Source organism: Streptomyces sp. CB02923 (assembly GCF_001905005.1).
In the GTDB taxonomy this organism is placed as follows: Bacteria; Actinomycetota; Actinomycetes; order Streptomycetales; family Streptomycetaceae; genus Streptomyces.
The window spans coordinates 930,057-948,069 of the sequence record NZ_LWKZ01000012.1; the positions used below are offsets into that span (position 1 = coordinate 930,057).

Sequence of the window (18,013 nt, forward strand, 5' to 3'; positions counted from 1 at the left end):
GATTCTAACGAAGCAGAAGATCTTGCTCTACCGGGCCTCCCGGGCCGCCAGCGGCGCCTGTTGCAGCGGCACCGGCCTGCACGGAGAGGGATGCGCGAGCGCGCCGTACGGTTCCTGGGTCACGGGTTCCGCTTGTGTAAATGATGTGGAGGCGGGCGGTGGCGGTGGCTGCGTCCGCGCGTCCAGGAACGGGGAAGGGGACGGGGCACCGGAAAGGGGAGTTGAGGGGACTCGTACCCATCGGGGGCCTACGGGACGGAAGTCGACGGCTGTGGCGGATCGGGAGGGAATGTCCAGGGCGCGGGCGGACCCGGCCGGTACGGAGAGAGCCGTGCCGGGAGCGTCCGCACGGGAGTTGCCGCCGGGCATGTCGGCCTCGCCCCGCGCCGACCCCATCGCCTGGGCCGGCAGCCGGGCCACCCCGCACGGCACCGTCGGCGTCTCGTACGGCAGCCGCAGTTCACCGCTCGGCGTCCACAGCCCGGTGCCCGCCAGCCAGCCGCGCGGCGGGGGCAGCTGCCGCAGCCGCCGTTCCGCGGGACGCCAGATGCCCAGCCAGGTACCGGCGGCCGCGTCGATACGGAACGCCACCGCGCTGCTCTCCGGCGCCAGCGCCTGGCCCGACTGCACGGCGAACGGCCGGAGCGCGGCATCCGGCAGCCGCAGGCACTCCGGGAAGCGCACCGGCAGCGCACTGCCGAGCACGCCCCACCCCAGCAGGTCCTGCCCCGCCGCGTCCGACCGCAGCACCAGCAGACCGCTGTCCGGGTCGGCCAGCAGCAGCCGGTCGTTGCTCTCCTCGGTGATCTGGAGCAGCGGGCTGACCTCGCCGCCGCGCTCCAGATCGACGACCACCGTCTTGGTGCGCCCGTCCAGCTCCTGGTCGAGGGCGAGCAGCCGGCCCGTGCGGTCCAGCCAGACACCGCCCGTGCAGTGGCCCTCGATCTCGGCGACGCAGACGGGCACGGAGCGCGCCCGCCCGGGGTCGGGCGACTGCCGGCCGTCGTGGACCAGCCACAGCACGGTGGAGTGCCCGTCCGGCGCGAGCGCGTACGCGCGCGAGCCGCAGGGCGCGGCGGGCAGCAGCGTCAGCTCCGCCGCTTCGACGGCGCCGAGCGGCAGTTCGCCGGTGCCGGGGCCGGTCGGGTACAGCAGGCCGAGCGTGAAGCGGTCCGCGGCCCGGCGCCGGATCAGGACCCGGCCGTCCGTGAGCGGCACCAGCTGGGTGCCCGCCTCCTCGGGCTGGTGGCCGGGCAGGGGGACCGCGTACGGCTCGGGCCCCGCGAGCGTCCAGCGCTCGGGGAACCAGCTCCCGGTGCTCTCGTGCCGCGCGAGCCGGGCGGCGTAGGAGCCGTCGGCGGCGATCGTCAGCGCCGCGCGGTGCTGCCGGGTGTCCGGCGTCGCGGCGTCCTCGGTGACACAGACCGTCATCGAGTGCTCACCTCCAGTCAGTGCGCTCGAAGCTAGTTATCCCTCTCCAAACGATCAGTGAAGGTTGCGGTACTTCACGCAAAAGGGTGGCGGATGTCCGGTTCGCCTGAGGCGTGCGGGGTGGCTGTGCTCCGCGGAGCCGGACGGCCGGCAGCGCGGCACCCGCCGCCGCCCGCAGCGGCCCGGCACACGGGCACCGCTGGGAGGTAACCTTCCACCCGTGCCCGTACTGTCTGAAGTCCTCGCCGCGCTCGACGCCCTCTGGCCCCCCGCGCAGGCCGCGTCGTGGGACGCCGTCGGCACGGTCTGCGGCGATCCGGACGCCGAGGTGCGCCGGGTCCTGTTCGCCGTCGACCCCGTGCAGGAGATCGCCGACGAGGCGGTCCGGCTCGGCGCCGACCTGCTCGTCACGCACCACCCGCTCTACCTGCGCGGTACGACCACGGTCGCGGCCGGCACCTTCAAGGGCCGCGTCGTGCACACGCTGATCAAGAACGACATCGCACTGCACGTCGCGCACACCAACGCCGACACCGCCGACCCCGGCGTCTCCGACGCCCTGGCCGGCGCCCTGGACCTGCGCGTCCTGCGCCCGCTGGTGCCGGACGACACCGACCCGCACGGCCGCCGCGGCCTGGGCCGGATCTGCGAGCTGTCGCACCCGATGACGCTCGCCGAGTTCGGCCCGTACGCCGCCGCCCGGCTCCCCGCCACCGCGCAGGGCGTCCGGATCGCCGGCGACCCGGACCGCACGATCCGCACGGTCGCCGTCTCCGGCGGCTCCGGCGACAGCCTCTTCGACGACGTACGGGCGGCGGGCGTGGACGCGTTCCTCACCGCCGACCTGCGCCACCACCCCGCCTCCGAGGCGACCCAGAAGAGCCCGCTGGCGCTGCTGGACGCCGCCCACTGGGCCACCGAGTGGCCCTGGTGCGAACAGGCCGCGGCCCAGCTCGACGAGATTTCCGACCGGCACGGCTGGAACCTGCGCACCCACCTCTCGCGCACGGTCACCGACCCCTGGACCGCCCACGCGGCGTCCGACGCCCGCACGACCCCGACAATCACCACAGGAGCCCCCCGCTGAACGCCGCGCCCGCCGACCAGATCCGCCTCCTCGACGTCCAGGCCCTGGACGTGAGGCTCAGCCAGCTCGCGCACAAGCGCAAGAACCTCCCCGAGCTGGCCGAGATCCAGACCCTGGAGGGCGACCTCACCCAGCAGCGCGACCTGCTCGTCGCCGCGCAGACCGAGGAGAGCGACACCACCCGCGAGCAGACCAAGGCCGAGCAGGACGTGGACCAGGTGCGCCAGCGCGCCGCCCGCGACCAGCAGCGCCTGGACTCCGGCGCCATCACCTCGCCCAAGGACCTGGAGAACCTCCAGAAGGAGATCGCCTCCCTCGCCAAGCGCCAGGGCGACCTGGAGGACGTCGTCCTGGAGGTCATGGAGCGCCGCGAGTCCGCCCAGGAGCGCGTCACCGAGCTGACCGGCCGCGTGGAGTCCGTGCAGGCCAAGGTCGGCGACGCCACCGCCCGCCGGGACGCCGCGTACGCCGAGATCGACGGCGAGGCCGACACGGTCCGCAAGGAGCGCGCCCTGACCGTCGCCGACATCCCGGCCGACCTGCTCAAGCTCTACGACCGGCTGCGCGAGAAGCAGGGCGGCCTCGGCGCCGCCCGCCTCTACCAGCGCCGCTGCGAGGGCTGCCGCCTGGAGCTGGACATCACCGAGCTGAACGACGTGCGCAGCGCGCCCGCCGACAAGGTCGTGCGCTGCGAGAACTGCAGCCGCATCCTGGTGCGCACGCCCGACTCGGGCCTGTAGGACATGGCCCGTACGTTCATCGTCGAGGCCGACGGCGGGTCCCGGGGCAACCCGGGGCCCGCGGGCTACGGCGCGGTCGTCATCGACCCGGAGACCGGCCAGGCGCTCGCCGAGGCCGCCGAGTACATCGGTACGGCGACCAACAACGTCGCCGAGTACCGGGGCCTGCTGGCCGGCCTGCGCGCCGCGCACGCGCTGGACCCGGAGGCCGAGGTCCGGGTGCGGATGGACTCCAAGCTGGTCGTCGAGCAGATGTCCGGGCGCTGGAAGATCAAGCACCCGGACATGCGGCCGCTGGCGGCGGAGGCGCGGGCCGTCTTCCCGCCCGAGCAGGTGACGTACGAGTGGATCCCGCGCGAGCGCAACAAGCACGCCGACCGGCTCGCCAACGAGGCGATGGACGCGGGCAAGGCGGGCCGGCAGTGGGAGCCGCGGGACTCCCGGGCCGAACTCGACGCGGGCGGCGGCGCGCGCAGTGCCGCGGCCCGCGCGGCCGACGAGGCGGCGGAAGCCGCCGAGGCCGTGCCGGACGGCGGGCCGAAGGCGCCGCCGGCCGGCTGGGCGCCGGCCGACCTCGGCGCACCGACCACCCTCGTCCTGCTGCGGCACGGCGAGACCGCGCTGACCCCGCAGAAGCGGTTCTCCGGCAGCGGCGGCTCCGACCCGGAGCTGTCCGGGGCCGGCCACCGGCAGGCCGAAGCGGTCGCCGCCGCGCTCGCCGCGCGCGGCACCGTCCAGGCCGTCGTCAGCTCGCCCCTCAAGCGCTGCCGCCAGACCGCCGAGACCGTCGCGGCCCGCCTCGGCCTGGACGTACGCGTCGACGAGGGCCTGCGCGAGACCGACTTCGGCGCCTGGGAGGGCCTGTCCTTCGCCGAGGTGCAGGAGCGCCACCCCGAGGACCTCGCCGCCTGGCTCGGCTCCGCCAGGGCGGCACCCACCGGCGGCGAGTCCTTCGCCTCGGTCGCCCGCCGCGTCGCCCTCTCCCGCGACAAGCTGCTGGCCCGGTACGCGGGCCGCACGGTGCTGCTGGTCACGCACGTCACCCCGGTCAAGACACTGGTACGGCTGGCGCTCGGCGCCCCGCCGGAGTCGCTGTTCCGGATGGAACTCTCCGCCGCGTCGCTGTCGGCCGTCGCGTACTACACGGATGGGAACGCGTCGGTACGGCTGCTGAACGAGACGGCGCATCTGCGCTGATGTCGCGGGTGTAGGGGGTACGGGGGCGTACGGGGGCGTACGGGGGCGTACGGAACGTTCGCAGGTGATCGCGGGCGGGGCGGGGGACGCCCTGCCCGTATCGGGGCGGGCGCCCGCCCGTCGCCCTCCGGGGCGGGCGTCGCCCCGTCGCCCTCCGGGCGGGCATCGCCGCGTCCGGCCTCCCGCCCGTACGCCCGCAAAGGGCCGCGGCCCGGTTCCCGCGTCGCCGGCCCGGTTTTCCGGACCCTTTCCGTAGCACTTCCGGCCGCCCGTCCCCTCCTTTCCGGCCCCTTTTATCTGGCGTGATCCCTGCGCTTTTCTCCGGAGCGGGGCCGGTTCACGCTGCTGGCTTGATTGGTTCCTTGTAACCCGTACACCGGTTTCATAGCGTCACTCGCACACCACGGCGCGATCAGCGCCTTTTCCCTCACCACATGCGTGAATTCCGCATGCCCGTACGGAGGTTGGTATGCCCAGCGAGTACACCGAGCCCGTCGAGATTTCCCCGTCCGTGGCGGAGGCCAACCGGAAGGCCGCGGAGGGTTCCCCGGCGGACGGTGCGCAGGACTTCGAGGACGCGAACCGGCAGCTGCTCGCGCCGCCCGACGTCCCGGCGGTCTACTCCCGTACGGACAGCAGCAAGCCGGTCTGGAACTTCGCGGCCTACGACTTCCTCACCGACGGCGGTGAACAGCCGCCCGCCGAGGTCAACGCGAGCCTGTGGCGCCAGGGCACGCTCACCGCGACGGCCGGGCTCTTCCTGGTCGTCTCCTCTTCCTCCCGGGCCGTCTACCAGGTACGCGGCTACGACCTGTCCAACATGACGATCATCGAGGGCGACAGCGGGATCATCGTCATCGACCCGCTGGCCTGCTACGAGACCGCGCAGGCCGCCCTCAGGCTGTACCGCGACACCACCGGTAACCGGACCCCGGTCGTCGGGCTGATCTACACCCACAGTCACGTCGACCACTTCGGCGGCGCCCGCGGCCTGTTTGCGGAGCGCAACGACGAGGTGCCCGACGGGCTGCCGGTCATCGCGCCCGACGGGTTCCTGGAGCACGCCGTCAGCGAGAACGTCTACGCGGGCCCCGCGATGTCGCGCCGCGCCGAGTACATGTACGCGGCGAACCTCGACAAGTCCCCGCACGCCCAGGTGGGCTCGGGGCTGGGACTGACCGTCTCCACCGGCGAGGTCACCCTCCTGCCGCCGACCGACTCCATCGGCGCCGCCCAGGCCGTCACCAGCGACGACTGGTCGCCCGCCGACGTCATCCCGTGGCGGAAGGGGCTGCACCGCCGCGTCATCGACGGCGTACGGCTGCTCTTCCAGCTCACGCCCGGCACCGAGGCGCCCGCGGAGATGAACATCTACCTCCCCGAGCTGCGGGCCCTGTGCATGGCCGAGAACGCCACCCACACCCTGCACAACATCCTCAGCCTGCGCGGCGCCGAGGTACGGGACGCGCACGCCTGGGCGACATACCTCACCGACGCGATCCAGACCTTCGGCGAGCAGACCGAAGTGGAATTCGCCTCGCACCACTGGCCGCGCTGGGGCAAGGAAAGCATCCTCGAATTCCTCAGCAATCAGCGGGACATGTACGCCTACCTCAACGACCAGACCCTGCGGCTCATCAACCGCGGATACACGGGAAGCGAGATCGCCGAGGAACTCCAGCACCTGCCGGCCGGTCTCGCCGAACACTGGTACACCCAGGGCTACTACGGCTCGCTCAGCCACAACTTCAAGGCCGTGTACCAGCGGTACATGGGCTGGTTCGACGGAAATCCCGCCCGCCTGTGGAACCTGCCGCCCACCGAGGCCGGCACCCGGTACGTGGCGGCGATGGGCGGCGCCGAGGCCGTCGTACAGAAGGCACAGGAGACGTACGACAGCCACGACGGCGACCCGCAGGCGTACCGCTGGGTCGTCGAACTGCTCGACCACGTCATCTTCGCCGACCCCGCCACCGTCTCCGAACAGGCCGCCAAGGACGCCAAGGCCCTCCAGATCAAGACCTTCACCCAGCTCGGCTACGGCGCCGAGAACGGACCGTGGCGCAACTTCTTCCTGACCGGCGCGGACGAACTGCGCAGCGGCCCGCAGCGGCCCGCCAGCGCGGGCGCCCCCGACCTGGTCCACAGCATGACCCTGGAGCAGGTCTTCGCGGCGCTGGCCCGCAGCGTGGACGGGCCGACGGCGGCGCGGGAGCAGCGGGCCGCGATCGTGCTCCAGTGGCACTTCACGGACACCGGGCAGGAGTGCACCAGCACGCTGCGCAACGGCGTCCTGGTGTACGTGGCGGGCAAGGACCTGTACGCGGGCAAGCCGCAGGCCACCATCACCCTGACCAGGGCGGCCTTCGACTCGGTCCTCCTGGCGGGCCCGCTGTTCCAGCAGAACTTCGACGCGGCCGTCACGAGCGGCGCCGTCCAGGTCGACGACCTGGCGGCGGCGGACACCGTCTTCGGCTACCTGACGGTGCCGGACCCGTCGTTCCCGATCGTCACGCCGTAGAGCCGTAGAGCCGTAGAGCCGTAGAGCCGTAGGGCCGTAGCGCCCGAAGTACCCGCCCGCCGGGCCGCGCCGTTGCCTCAGCGCAGCGACGCGGCCTCGCGGGCCAGTCGCTCCACCCGTCCCCAGTCCCGGTCGCGCAGCGCGTCCGCCGGCAGCATCCACGTACCGCCCACGCAGCCCACGTTCGGCAGCGCGAGGTAGTCGGGGGCCGAGGACAGGCCGATGCCGCCGGTCGGGCAGAACCGGGCCCGGGGGAGGGGCGAGGCGAGGGACTTCAGGTACGCCGTGCCGCCCGCGGCCTCCGCCGGGAAGAACTTCATCTCGGTCACGCCCTCGTCGAGCAGCGTCACCACCTCCGACGCCGTCGAGACGCCCGGCAGGAACGGCAGGCCGCTGGACGTCATCGCGGCCAGCAGCCGCGGCGACCACCCCGGGCTCACCAGGAAGCGGGAGCCCGCCGCGACCGCCGTGTCCACGTGCGCGGGGCTCAGCACCGTGCCCGCGCCGACGACCGCCTCCGGGACCGCGTCGGCGATGGCCCGTATCGCCTCCGGGGCGGCGGCCGTACGCAGCGTCACCTCGATGGCGGGCAGCCCGCCCGCCACGAGCGCACGGGCGAGCGGGACGGCGTCGGCCGCGTCGTCGAGGACCACGACCGGGATCACCGGGGCGAGGTCCAGCACGGAGGACGGGGCGGCGGGGGAGGGAGCGGCGCTAGTCACGGAGCCCATAGTGCGCCCGCCTGACATCATCCGCAACGGTCGTTGCGAATGCTGCAACGCGTGGGGAGGGAGTGCCGAAGGCCCGGAGAAGGGACCGCCCCGGACCGCGCCGTACAGCTCCTGCGCCGTACAGCTCCTGCGTCCTACAGTCCCTGCGCCCCACAGCCCCTGCGCCCTACAGCTCCTTCACCACCACATCGATCGCCCACGCCTTGCCCGCCTTCGCGGGCGCCTCGGCCTCCACCACGTACCCGAGATCGCCCAGCGCCTCGACCAGCTCCGCAGGGCCCTCCGGCGCCCGCCCCTCCGTCAGCAGGTCACGCACCAGCCGGCCCTTCGTCGCCTTGTTGAAGTGGCTGACCACCGACCGCTTCTCCACCCCGTCCACGATCTTCGACTGGAGCACCCGCACCGTCGCCGTACGGCCCGCGACCTCGCCCTTGGGCTTCCAGGCCGTCGCGTACGCCGCCGACCGCAGGTCCAGCACCAGCCCGTCCCCGGCGGCCGCGGGCATCACCTCGGCCATCGGCGTACGCCAGTACGCGCCCAGCGCGCCCAGCCCCGGCAGCTTGACCCCCATCGAGCAGCGGTACGACGGGATCCGGTCGCCGACCCGTACCGCGCCCCACAGCCCCGAGAACACCAGCAGCGACGACGCGGCCCGGCGCCGCGCCTTCGCGTCCAGCGTGGCGAGCCCCAGCGCGTCGTACAGCACGCCCGTGTAGATCTCCCCGGCCGGCCGCGTCCCGGACTCGCGCAGACCGGCGTTCTTCGCGACCTCGCCCTTGAGACCGTCGCTCAGCCCGAGGACCTCCTGCGCCTTCGGCCCGTCCGCCGAGCACAGCCCGACCAGCTCGTCGAGCACCGTCTCCCGCGCCGGACCCAGCCCGGACAGCGACAGCGCCCCCAGATCCAACGGTTCGCCGCCCCCGGACGCGGCCTTCCCCTCGGACGGCGGCAACAACACGAGCACGCGCTTCTCCTCACCCTCTGTGCACTGGCCCCGCCACTTTACGGTTCACGGAGAGGGCGGCCCGCACGGCGATACGGGGCCCGCCCCCGAGCCACCCTGACGTGCCCCCGCCCCCCAACCGCCCTACGCTCAAAAACATGCCCCGCCGCCACCTCCGCGTGACCGCCGCAGCCGAGGCCCCCGTGCGTGCCGCGCTGCGGGAGCTGCGGGCGCGGCTGGACATCCCGCGGTCCTTCCCGCTGTCCGCGCAGGCGGAGGCGGACAGCGCCGCGCGCTGGCCGCACCCGCCCGCCGACACGGCCGCCACCGACGCGACCGACATCCCGCTGTTCACCGTCGACCCACCCGGCTCGATGGACCTCGACCAGGCGATGTACCTGTCCCGGCGCCCCGGCGGCGGCTTCCGCGTCGACTACGCCATCGCCGACGTGGCCTCCTTCGTCACCCCCGGCGGTGCCCTGGACGCCGAGGCGCACCGCCGCGTGACGACCCTCTACTTCCCCGACGCACACGTCCCCCTGCACCCGCCCGTCCTCGGCGAGGGCGCCGCCAGCCTGCTCCCCGACGAGGACCGCCCCGCCGTCCTGTGGCGCCTCGACCTCGACGCGGACGGCGCCCTGCGCTCGACGGACGTCCGCCGCGCCCTCGTCCGCTCGCGGGCCCGGCTCGACTACGAAGGCGTACAGCGCGCCATCGACTCCGGCGCCGCCGAGGAACCGCTCACCCTGCTGCGCGACATCGGCCGCCTCCGCGAGGACCTGGAGGCCGCACGCGGCGGCATCTCCCTCAACGTCCCCGAGCAGGAGATCGTCGAGCACCCGGACGGCTACACCCTCGCCTACCGCGCACCCCGCCCCGCCGACGCCTGGAACGCCCAGATCTCCCTGCTCACCGGCATGGCCGCGGCCGAGCTGATGCTCGCCTCCGGCACCGGCGTCCTGCGTACGCTCCCCACCGCCCCGGACGGCGCGGTCGCCCGCCTGCGCCGCACCGCCCGCGCCCTCGGCGTCGACTGGCCGCCCCACACCTCGTACGCCGCCCTCATCCGCACCCTCGACCCCACCCGCACCACGCACGCCGCCTTCCTCCAGGACTGCACGGCCCTGCTGCGCGGCGCCGGCCACACCGTCTTCGACGGCGACCCGCCGACCCCCGAACACGCCCGGCACGCCGCCGTGGCCGCCCCGTACGCCCACGTCACCGCACCGCTGCGCCGCCTCGCCGACCGCTACGGCGCCGAACTGTGCCTGGCCGCGGCGGCCGGCAAGGAACCGCCGGACTGGGTCCGTACGGCCCTGCCCGCCCTGCCCGGCGAGATGGCGGAGGGCGGCCGCCGGGCCAACCTGGTCGAACGGGAATGCGTCGACCTCGTCGAGGCAGCCCTGATGCAGGACCGGCTCGGCGAGGTCTTCGACGGATACGTGATCGACGTCCAGGACAAGCGGCCGGACCGCGGCACGGTGCACCTGGACGACCCGGCGGTGATCGGCCGTGTCGACGGCGGCGAGCAGGTCCCGGAGCTGCCGCTGGGCCGTAGCCTGCGGGTCCGCCTCACGGAAGCGGACCCCGGCCACACCCCGGTCCGCTTCACACCGGCGTGACCAGCTCTCCGCCTTCGCCCTCCGCCTCCTTCTGCCGGGCGAGGAGATCCCGTACGGCGGCGACCGCGGCCCGCCCCTCATCCGCGTGGAACCGGACGGTACGCACCTCCAGTCGCTGCCCCAGCAGCTTGACGGCGGTGACCGGCTCGGTCAGCTCGACCGTGACACAGGTCTGCGCCGCCACCGCCAGCTCCAGCACACCGTCCCGCTCCTGGGCCTCCCGCCCGGCCGTCTCCGCCTTCGGGAAACGCAGGTCGTAGCGGACGGACGCGATCCGCTCCAGCGGTATCCACACGTCCATCCGGGCCCCGTTGCGTACGCGCAGCCCGTCCGGCCCCACGACGTGCGGCCGGGTCACGGCAGCGGCCTGGAAACCCACCACCATCAGCACGGTGTAGACGTCCAGCACCAGCATGATCCAGCGCGCGACCGGCAACTTCGCGAGCAGGAACTCCGCGCCGACCGCCTCCACGACGCACACGAACATGAACCCGTACAACAACGGCGCCTGCGCCCGCGCGTACCCGAGAGCACGCTCCCCGGCCCCCACACCGTGCCGCCGCCGCGACACCCAAAGCCCCAGGCTGGCCATCCACCGCCCTTCATACGCCAGCAGCCGCCGCCCTTTGCTCCCGACCTCGGCACCCTTACCGCCCATTTCGGCCCCCCTCCCGACAGCCCCGTAACCCAAGCCCAAGCCCAAGCCCAAGCCCCCGCTCCCTCCCGCTCCCACTCCCGCTCCTCCCTCTCGCGCAAGTCTCCCGCAGCGCTCCGGAGGACTCCCAGCTTCCTCATACAGCCATGAGAAACGTTGCCCCCGCGACAAGGTCAAGCCTCAGCCGGCCGGGAGGTACCATGGTCCGCACGGCGGACGAGCCGGCCGGACGGCCGCGTGGGGATGCACCGCATCCTCCCGAGGAACGTCCGGGCTCCACAGGGCAGGGTGGTGGGTAACGCCCACCCGGGGTGACCCGCGGGACAGTGCCACAGAAAGCAGACCGCCGGTGCCGCAAGGCGCCGGTAAGGGTGAAACGGTGGTGTAAGAGACCACCAGCCTCCGAGGCGACTCGGAGGGCTAGGTAAACCCCACCCGGAGCAAGGTCAAGAGGAAACACCCCGGTGTTTCTGCGCGGACGACCGAGGGCTGCCCGCCCGAGTCCGCGGGTAGACCGCACGAGGCTGCCGGCAACGACAGCCCTAGATGGATGGCCGTCTCCCGACGGGCCGCAAGGCCCCTCGGCGACAAAACCCGGCGTACAGGCCGACTCGTCCGCCCCACCTTCCCGCTTCGGCAGGAAGGTGGGGTGACCTGCACCGGAGCCGGAACCGGAACCGGAACTCCCCGGAAATGAGCCCTGAGAAGGCGTAGCTCGTAGGCTCTTTTGCGCTGTTCAGCGGCTGTACGGGGCTCCTTGGTCACGCACCCGGAGACACTTCATCCGTCCGCATGCGCTTGTACGCGGAACAGGTGCTGCTCTGGATGTTCTTGGAGCGCCAATTCCCCGCACACACCTGGAAGTCGATGTTGCGCCCTTCGGGGAAGTTCTTGTTCTTGTAACGCCACGTGCCCCCGTTCTTGGAGCCGGCGGTGTTCCAGACGGCGCCCTCTCGCTTCGTGTGCTGGCTGGGGCCCTCGACTATCCGCCAGACGACGACGGCGGAAAGTCCGTCCTTCTTGGTGTCGAGGACGTAGATCCAGTCGCCACCCGGCTGGAAGCATCCCTGGCCACGCGAGGTCGCTATGCACCGCACATAGCCGCCCGAGGGCTGCGACTTGGTGCCACGATCATGTTCGAAGGTCACGGCGGAGGCGGTGCTGATCGTCAGCAGGGTGGAGGCGGCCACGCCCCCGAGAACGACGGCGGCGCGAGACTTGTGCATGGTCAAAGGGACTCCTGAAGCGGAACCGAAGCGCCTGCGCGACAGCAGGCGCGGGATGATCATAGGTCATGCGTTCGAATGGCCCGCCGGGTCCGATTCCGGTTTGAGCTGACGGGTGGCGTTGACCTGGGGCGGCGGGGTGGGTGGGGGAAGTGGAAGGATGGGTTCTATGAGTTCCAACGTATTTTTCGACATCACCATCGACGGCGCCTCCGCGGGCCGTATCGTCTTCAAGCTGTACGACGACGTCGTGCCCAAGACCGCGCGCAACTTCCGTGAGCTGGCCACCGGCGAGCACGGCTTCGGCTACGCGGGTTCGCCGTTCCACCGGGTCATCCCGGAGTTCATGCTCCAGGGTGGCGACTTCACCCGCCGCAACGGCACCGGCGGCAAGAGCATCTACGGTGACCGCTTCGCGGACGAGAACTTCGACCTGAAGCACGACCGTCCGTTCCTGCTGTCCATGGCGAACGCGGGCAAGAACACCAACGGCTCGCAGTTCTTCGTCACGACCGTGGCCACGCCGTGGCTGGACGGTGCGCACGTGGTCTTCGGCGAGGTCGTCGAGGGCTCGGACCTGGTGAAGAAGATCGAGGGGCTGGGCTCCCGCTCGGGTGCCACCTCCGCGAAGATCGAGGTGGCGTCCTCGGGCGTCGTGGACGCCGCGTAACGGGTTCGTAGCGCCGAGAGGACAGTGAAGACCCCCGGGACGGTGTCCCGGGGGTCTTCACGTGTGTGCGGGCGTGGCCGCTCAGGACTGAGGACGGCTGCCGTGGTTGGCACCGTTCTTCCGGCGTGCCTTCTTCTTACGGCGTCGCTTCGACGACATGTCGTCTCCTCTCCTCAGGGGGTTCACAGGGGTTTCCTCCGCATTTCTACCATTTCATGGCGGTGGTCTGCCCTGTGGTCCCGGGGCCGGATACCCGTCCCGTGGGACACCACACGTCTCGTGAGACACATCACGGTGAACGAGGGGAGGGGGAGGGAGGGTACGGAGGGGAGGAAGGGAGAGGGGTTGGTTAGGGGGTTTGTCAGGGGGCGGGGGTGCAGTTGTAGAGGGGTTCGGGGAGGGTGGGGTCGGAGGGGGCGGCGTACGCCTTCGGGTCGACCTTGGTGCAGGTCGAGCGGACCCAGGCGTTGATCCTCGCCGTCTCGGAGGGTGGCCCGGAGGGGCCGCCGCCTGCGGAGGCGGTGGGGTTGAGCAGGGCGAAGCGCAGCTGACCGGACGCGACGAGGTGCTGGTACTGGGCGAGGGTGAACGACGTGGCCATCCCGGCGAAGCCGCCGAGCGGCAGGATGGGGAGGCCGGTGTGGGTGATGGCCCGGGAGCGTGCCCAGCCGCCGTCCGCCGAGAGGGTGTACGTGGCGTTGCCGTTGTGCCGCCGCACGTAGTCCAGCAGGCGTTTCTGGGCGGCGGTCAGCGGGGCCTGCGACATGTCGTACGAAGCGCCGCCCGCGCCGCCGTAGACCGCGCTGCCCGGTGCGCCCGCCGTGGCGTTCTGGCCGCCCGGCCCGGCGTGTGCCTCGAACGACGAGCCCGCGTACCGCTGGTCCAGTACGGACACCGACCAGGCGGCCGGGGCGGCGAACAGGGCGACGCAGGTGGCGGTCAGGGCCGTGAGGCCGACGGGGCGCAGGCGGCGCCCGGTGGCGCGGCCGTACGACAGGCGGCTCAGGACGCCGACGAGCGCCGCCGTGATGATCACGGGGAGGAGCCAGGGAGCGAAATCCGGGTGGCGGGCGGCGACGGATGAGGCCCAGGCGGCCTGTGCGGCGAGGGTCAGGGGGAGCAGGAAGCGCGTCGGCCTGCCGGCGGCGGCGCGGTGGACCCGCCACAGGGTCACGGCTCCGGCGGCGGCCAGTGCGGCCAGCGCGGGGGCCAGGCCCGCCACGTACGCGGTGTGCGGGATGTCGACCACGCTCAGTACGACGGCCGTGGTCAGCAGCCAGGTGCCCCACATCAGGTGGCCGCCGCGCAGCCGGTCCGTGCGGGGGCGCCTGCCGCGCAGCACCAGACCGAGGACGAGGCCGATCAGGGCGAGCGGGTAGAGCCAGCCGATCTGGGGCGCGAAGCGGGAGGTGAGCAGCTTGTACCAGGTGTTCTTCTCGCTGCCGAGGCTGACCATTTTGCGGCCGGTGGCGGTACCACGGGTTGTGTTGGTGTCATTGGTGTTTTTGGTGCTGCTGGTTCCACTGGTGCTTTTGTGGCTGCTGGCTCCGTTGGCTCCGCTTGGGCTGTCGGCTCCGCCTGGACTCCCGGGGGGCTTCTTGGCGGCGGCCGGGCCCGGAGGCGCTCCGGCCCGGCTCGGCCCTCCCGGCCCTCCCGGTCCGCTGTCCGCCGGGCGGCTGAAGCCGTTGTACTCGAAGACCATCGACAGTGCGCTGTTGTTCGTCGAGCCGTCCGCGTACGGGCGTACGTCCTTCGGCGTGAACGTCATCATCAGCACCCACGAGAACGACACCGCGAACAGCACGGCCCCCGCGGTCAGTACGTGACCGAGCCGGGCGCGCACCGTGACGGGAGCGGTGACGAGGTAGCCGACGGCGAGGGCGGGGACGATGAGCCACGCCTGCATCATCTTGGCCTGGAAGGCCAGTCCCACCCACACACCGGCCCACACCAGGGAGCGCAAGCGGGCGCCGCGTACGGCGAGTTGGTAGCGGTCGACGGCCAGCAGCAGGCACATGAGGAGGGCTGCGTCGGGGATGGCGTGGCCGAAGAGGGAGGCGGTGACGGGGGTGAGGGTGAGGAGTGCGGCGGCGAGGAGTGCGGTGGCGGGGCCTTGCCAGCGTCGTACGACGCGGTGGAGGACGAGGACGGAGATGACGCCTTCGATGCACTGCGGGAGGGTCAGGGCCCAGTCGTGGAAGCCGAAGAGGCGGGCGGAGAGGGCCTGGGGCCACAGGAAGCCGCCGATTTTGTCGAGGGTGATGGTGGCGGAGGGGTCGTAGGCGGTGAAGAGGAAGGCTTTCCAGCTTTCGGTCATGCTGCGGGCGGCTACGGAGTAGTAGGGGGCGAGGCCGCTGGTGGTGATGTTCCAGGCGTAGAGGAGTGCGGCGAGGGCGGCGATGCCGAGCAGGGCGGGGCGGGACCAGGGGGGCTGGCCTTCGGGGGAGCGCCAGAACTCCCGGCGGCGGCGCGGGCGCCGGTCCGGTGCGGGCCGTAAGGGGGCGGACGTGGTGCCGCGTTGGGCCGGGGGAGTGGTGGGGACGATGGGGGCGGCGGTGGCTGGTGCGGGCCGGGAAACGGGCAGGCTGAAGGGCAGTTTGGCGAACATAGGGGGAAGTCAGCTCTCGGTTCGGTGCGGGCGGGGCTGCCGGGCCCGGTTCAGCTCTCCGGCTTGCCGAGCAGCAGCAGGTAATAGTCGACGTGGTGCCGGCAGTACGTGCGGAACGGCTCCATCAGCGGGTCGGTGTGGGCGGTGGCTTCTTTTCCGAAACGCTGCTCGATGGCGTCGCGCTGTTCTTTGTAGAGCACGTACATCAGCTCGCCGCACAGTGCGATGTTCGATGTCATGTTCTGTATGCGGGCGATGCGGAAACCGGCTTCTTCGACCTCGCCGGAAAGCGTGGCGAAGGTGGTGGGCGGCGGGCTCGTCCACAACTGGGTGAAAGCCTGAGTCTCCGGCGGGACGGTGGCGCCGCGCCGGGTGAACTCGGTCATCAGCAGATGGCCGCCGGGCCGCAGGACGCGCAGGGCCTCGCGCAGTCCGGCGGGCCGGTCCGACAGGTGGGCGAAGCAGTCGATGGACCAGGCCGCGTCGAAGGAGTTGTCCGCGTAACCGAGCTGCATCACGTTGCCGTAGGTGTAGTCGACCCGGTCGCCGAGTCCGGTGGTGGCGCTCAGCCGTTCCTCGCACCGGGCGAGCTGCTCGTTGCTGACGGTGATGCCGGTGACCCGGCCGCCGGTGCGCTGCGCCAGCCGGATCGCCGGGCCGCCGGTGCCGCAGCCGATGTCGAGCAGGCGGGCGTCCGGCGGGAGGCCGTCGGCCAGGATGTCGGCGAGGTAGTCGGTCTGCCGGTCCTGGGCGAGGTCGGACAGGCCGAGGAGGGAGGTGACCCCGGTCCGTTCGCCGTGCGGGACGAACATGCCGACGTGCAGGGCGCTGCTGCCGAGCACCATGGCGAGCAGGTCGCCGAACCGGTCGTACATCGCGCCGACTTCTTCGGGAGCGGGCGCCGGGCCATTGCTCGCACTGCTGTCAGTCACGGTCATGGGGGTCCCCTCGGCGACGGGTGGTCGGGCAAGGAATCAGTGAGCACGGAGTGCACTTCTGCTCATTGGACGCTAGCACCGGAAAGCCCGGAGCGGGTGTCATATATTCCGTGAGGAAAAGAATCGGACAGGGAATTCAAGATCCGCCCTGGAGTGCTGCTCCGGTGTAATTGTGCCTGGTGGCCCGGCGTCGATGAGTTTTCCATGAGAAGGGCATGAAGAGCGTGAGAATGCCGCTCCGGGCATACCGGGTTCTTCATCATGTGTGCGTGAATTGATGCGCCGACCCGGAAATGAGAGCTCCGGGGACCGACCCCGTGCGGTGCCTGCCGTCCGGAGGGGTGGCCTGCGGGCGCACTCCTCCGGACGGTGTGTGGCGCCGGGCCGGTGCCGGCCCGGGGCCGGGCGGGGTCAGCTCGACTGCGCCTCGTCGTAGAGGTTCTCGGCGTCGTCACCGAAGTACGGCCCGAACATGGTGTTGGGCAGGAAGGTGTAGCCGAAGCTGTTCACCGAGGACTGCAGTCCGGTGCCGTCGGCCTCGTTGAACGTGGTGAACCAGGGGCCGCCGCTGGAGCCGCCCGTCATGTTGCAGGACAGGCCGTGGTCCGTGGAGAACAGCGGGTCCTTGATGGTGTTGCCGCTGCAGTAGATCAGCTTGCTGCCGTCGTACGGTGCGGCGGCGGGGTAGCCGAAGGCGTACATCGGCTTGTTGTAGCCGGTGTTGAAGGCGAGGCCCTGGCCGCCGACGACGTCGGTCAGCTGCTGCCCGCCGACCGGGGCGACGACCGCGGCGCCGATGTCGTAGTTGATGTTCTCGCTCGCGGTCCACTGTGGCGTGGCGAGCGTCTTGGAGGCGGCCCACTTGCCGTACGGGGCCTGGCCGTCGTGGTAGCCGGGCACGAAGACCCAGTCGGTGTGCCAGGCGCCGTTCAGCTTCACGCAGTGCCCGGCGGTGATCACCGTGCTCTTGTTGGCGCTGGTCACGGCGTTGCCCGAACAGGAGGCGCTGCGGCCCTGGTACGTGAAGAACACCCGTCCCGCGGTGTTGGTCACGGCGCCGCCGCCGGTCCACGGGCCGCCTGCCTGCGGGAAGGACTTGAGGGCGGGCGCGGGGGCGGGTGTGGTGGTGCTGGGGAGGCTGGGACGTACGGTGCGTTCCGGGCTGTGCCGGGCCGTGGGGGCGGCCGTGTCCGCTGCGGCGCCGGATCGTTTCGCCGGAGCTTCGGTCCCGGCCGACAGCAGGTCCAGCGGGGTGGCCTCGCGCATCCGCTCCGCCGTCCAGAATCCGGCCGCGGAGGAGGCCGTGTCCGTACCGGATGTGCCGGATGCGCCGGACGTACCGGCCGCATCGGTCGCGACCGCCGGGCCGACCTGGAGCGCCGAGACGAGCAGGGCGCCAACGGCGGTCAGGGTACCGGCGACGGCACGGGACACGCCGCGCCGGCGGGCGCCGGGGGAGGTGCTGACGATTCGTCTCACGCGTGACTCCTTCTGCGGGGCCGCGTGGTGGCGAACCGCGCGGCCGTCGACTACGTGACCGCGGGTTCCGCGGCCCGGCAGATGAGCGGTGCGGATGGACGTGCGTCAGGAAGAGTCCCACCGGACGCGCCGTCTGTCAGGAGCGTGACGCGGGGAAGTCCGGAA

General features: G+C 72.0%; 15 protein-coding genes and 1 other RNA gene. 7 read left to right on the forward strand and 9 right to left on the reverse strand.

Going from position 1 to position 18,013, the window contains the following annotated elements:
- Window positions 1-27: 27 nt before the first annotated feature.
- Window positions 28-1,431 carry a hypothetical protein gene (locus A6A06_RS15750; protein ID WP_073761801.1) on the reverse strand — a complete coding sequence of 468 codons (1,404 nt, stop codon included), beginning with the start codon at window positions 1,429-1,431 and terminating at the stop codon, window positions 28-30.
- 220 nt (window positions 1,432-1,651) lie between these two features.
- On the opposite strand from A6A06_RS15750, the gene A6A06_RS15755 reads away from it, so the two are divergent.
- The 4 genes from A6A06_RS15755 (at window position 1,652) to A6A06_RS15770 (ending at window position 6,976) form a co-directional block, all read left to right on the forward strand.
- A complete protein-coding gene (locus A6A06_RS15755) occupies window positions 1,652-2,518 on the forward strand; it encodes a Nif3-like dinuclear metal center hexameric protein (protein ID WP_073761802.1) in 867 nt (288 codons plus the stop codon).
- Window positions 2,515-3,258, forward strand: a complete 744-nt coding sequence (locus A6A06_RS15760; protein WP_199930931.1) for a zinc ribbon domain-containing protein — start codon at window positions 2,515-2,517, stop codon at window positions 3,256-3,258. Before A6A06_RS15755 ends, A6A06_RS15760 begins: the two co-directional genes overlap by 4 nt.
- A 3-nt stretch (window positions 3,259-3,261) precedes the next feature.
- Complete coding sequence (locus tag A6A06_RS15765; protein WP_073761803.1) at window positions 3,262-4,455, forward strand: bifunctional RNase H/acid phosphatase; 1,194 nt, start codon at window positions 3,262-3,264, stop codon at window positions 4,453-4,455.
- A 469-nt stretch (window positions 4,456-4,924) separates the two neighbouring features.
- Window positions 4,925-6,976: an alkyl/aryl-sulfatase gene (locus A6A06_RS15770; protein WP_073761804.1), complete on the forward strand. Its 2,052-nt coding sequence runs from the start codon at window positions 4,925-4,927 to the stop codon at window positions 6,974-6,976.
- 77 nt (window positions 6,977-7,053) lie between these two features.
- On the opposite strand, the gene A6A06_RS15775 is transcribed toward A6A06_RS15770, so the two are convergent.
- Window positions 7,054-7,707 carry a bifunctional 4-hydroxy-2-oxoglutarate aldolase/2-dehydro-3-deoxy-phosphogluconate aldolase gene (locus A6A06_RS15775; RefSeq protein ID WP_073761805.1) on the reverse strand — a complete coding sequence of 218 codons (654 nt, stop codon included), beginning with the start codon at window positions 7,705-7,707 and terminating at the stop codon, window positions 7,054-7,056.
- Between the two features lie 166 nt (window positions 7,708-7,873).
- On the reverse strand, window positions 7,874-8,671 hold the full coding sequence (gene yaaA, locus A6A06_RS15780) for a peroxide stress protein YaaA (RefSeq protein ID WP_073761806.1): 798 nt from the start codon (window positions 8,669-8,671) through the stop codon (window positions 7,874-7,876).
- 137 nt (window positions 8,672-8,808) lie between these two features.
- Here yaaA and A6A06_RS15785 point away from each other — a divergent pair, with 137 nt between their 5' ends.
- The gene (locus tag A6A06_RS15785; RefSeq protein ID WP_073761807.1) at window positions 8,809-10,272 is read left to right on the forward strand and encodes an RNB domain-containing ribonuclease; all 1,464 of its coding nucleotides are present in this window, start codon (window positions 8,809-8,811) and stop codon (window positions 10,270-10,272) included.
- Here A6A06_RS15785 and A6A06_RS15790 read toward each other — a convergent pair.
- On the reverse strand, window positions 10,259-10,930 hold the full coding sequence (locus tag A6A06_RS15790; RefSeq protein ID WP_242440752.1) for a hypothetical protein: 672 nt from the start codon (window positions 10,928-10,930) through the stop codon (window positions 10,259-10,261). The two genes, A6A06_RS15785 and A6A06_RS15790, sit on opposite strands and share 14 nt — an antisense overlap.
- A gap of 214 nt (window positions 10,931-11,144) precedes the next feature.
- Here A6A06_RS15790 and rnpB point away from each other — a divergent pair.
- An RNA gene (rnpB, locus tag A6A06_RS15795) (RNase P RNA component class A) lies at window positions 11,145-11,545 on the forward strand.
- Between the two features lie 143 nt (window positions 11,546-11,688).
- Here rnpB and A6A06_RS15800 read toward each other — a convergent pair.
- Complete coding sequence (locus tag A6A06_RS15800; RefSeq protein ID WP_073761808.1) at window positions 11,689-12,153, reverse strand: hypothetical protein; 465 nt, start codon at window positions 12,151-12,153, stop codon at window positions 11,689-11,691.
- A gap of 169 nt (window positions 12,154-12,322) precedes the next feature.
- Between A6A06_RS15800 and A6A06_RS15805 the strand changes: the two genes are divergently transcribed.
- Window positions 12,323-12,823: a peptidylprolyl isomerase gene (locus tag A6A06_RS15805; protein ID WP_073761809.1), complete on the forward strand. Its 501-nt coding sequence runs from the start codon at window positions 12,323-12,325 to the stop codon at window positions 12,821-12,823.
- An 81-nt stretch (window positions 12,824-12,904) separates the two neighbouring features.
- Here A6A06_RS15805 and A6A06_RS43920 read toward each other — a convergent pair whose 3' ends face one another.
- The 4 genes from A6A06_RS43920 to A6A06_RS15820 form a co-directional block, all read right to left on the reverse strand.
- The gene (locus A6A06_RS43920; RefSeq protein ID WP_370443954.1) at window positions 12,905-12,982 is read right to left on the reverse strand and encodes a 50S ribosomal protein bL37; all 78 of its coding nucleotides are present in this window, start codon (window positions 12,980-12,982) and stop codon (window positions 12,905-12,907) included.
- 202 nt (window positions 12,983-13,184) lie between these two features.
- Window positions 13,185-15,431 carry an ArnT family glycosyltransferase gene (locus tag A6A06_RS15810; RefSeq protein WP_079194032.1) on the reverse strand — a complete coding sequence of 749 codons (2,247 nt, stop codon included), beginning with the start codon at window positions 15,429-15,431 and terminating at the stop codon, window positions 13,185-13,187.
- 50 nt (window positions 15,432-15,481) lie between these two features.
- A complete protein-coding gene (locus A6A06_RS15815) occupies window positions 15,482-16,369 on the reverse strand; it encodes an SAM-dependent methyltransferase (RefSeq protein WP_073761810.1) in 888 nt (295 codons plus the stop codon).
- Window positions 16,370-16,780: 411 nt separating this feature from the next.
- The gene (locus A6A06_RS15820) at window positions 16,781-17,848 is read right to left on the reverse strand and encodes a trypsin-like serine peptidase (RefSeq protein ID WP_079194034.1); all 1,068 of its coding nucleotides are present in this window, start codon (window positions 17,846-17,848) and stop codon (window positions 16,781-16,783) included.
- Window positions 17,849-18,013: the final 165 nt, after the last annotated feature.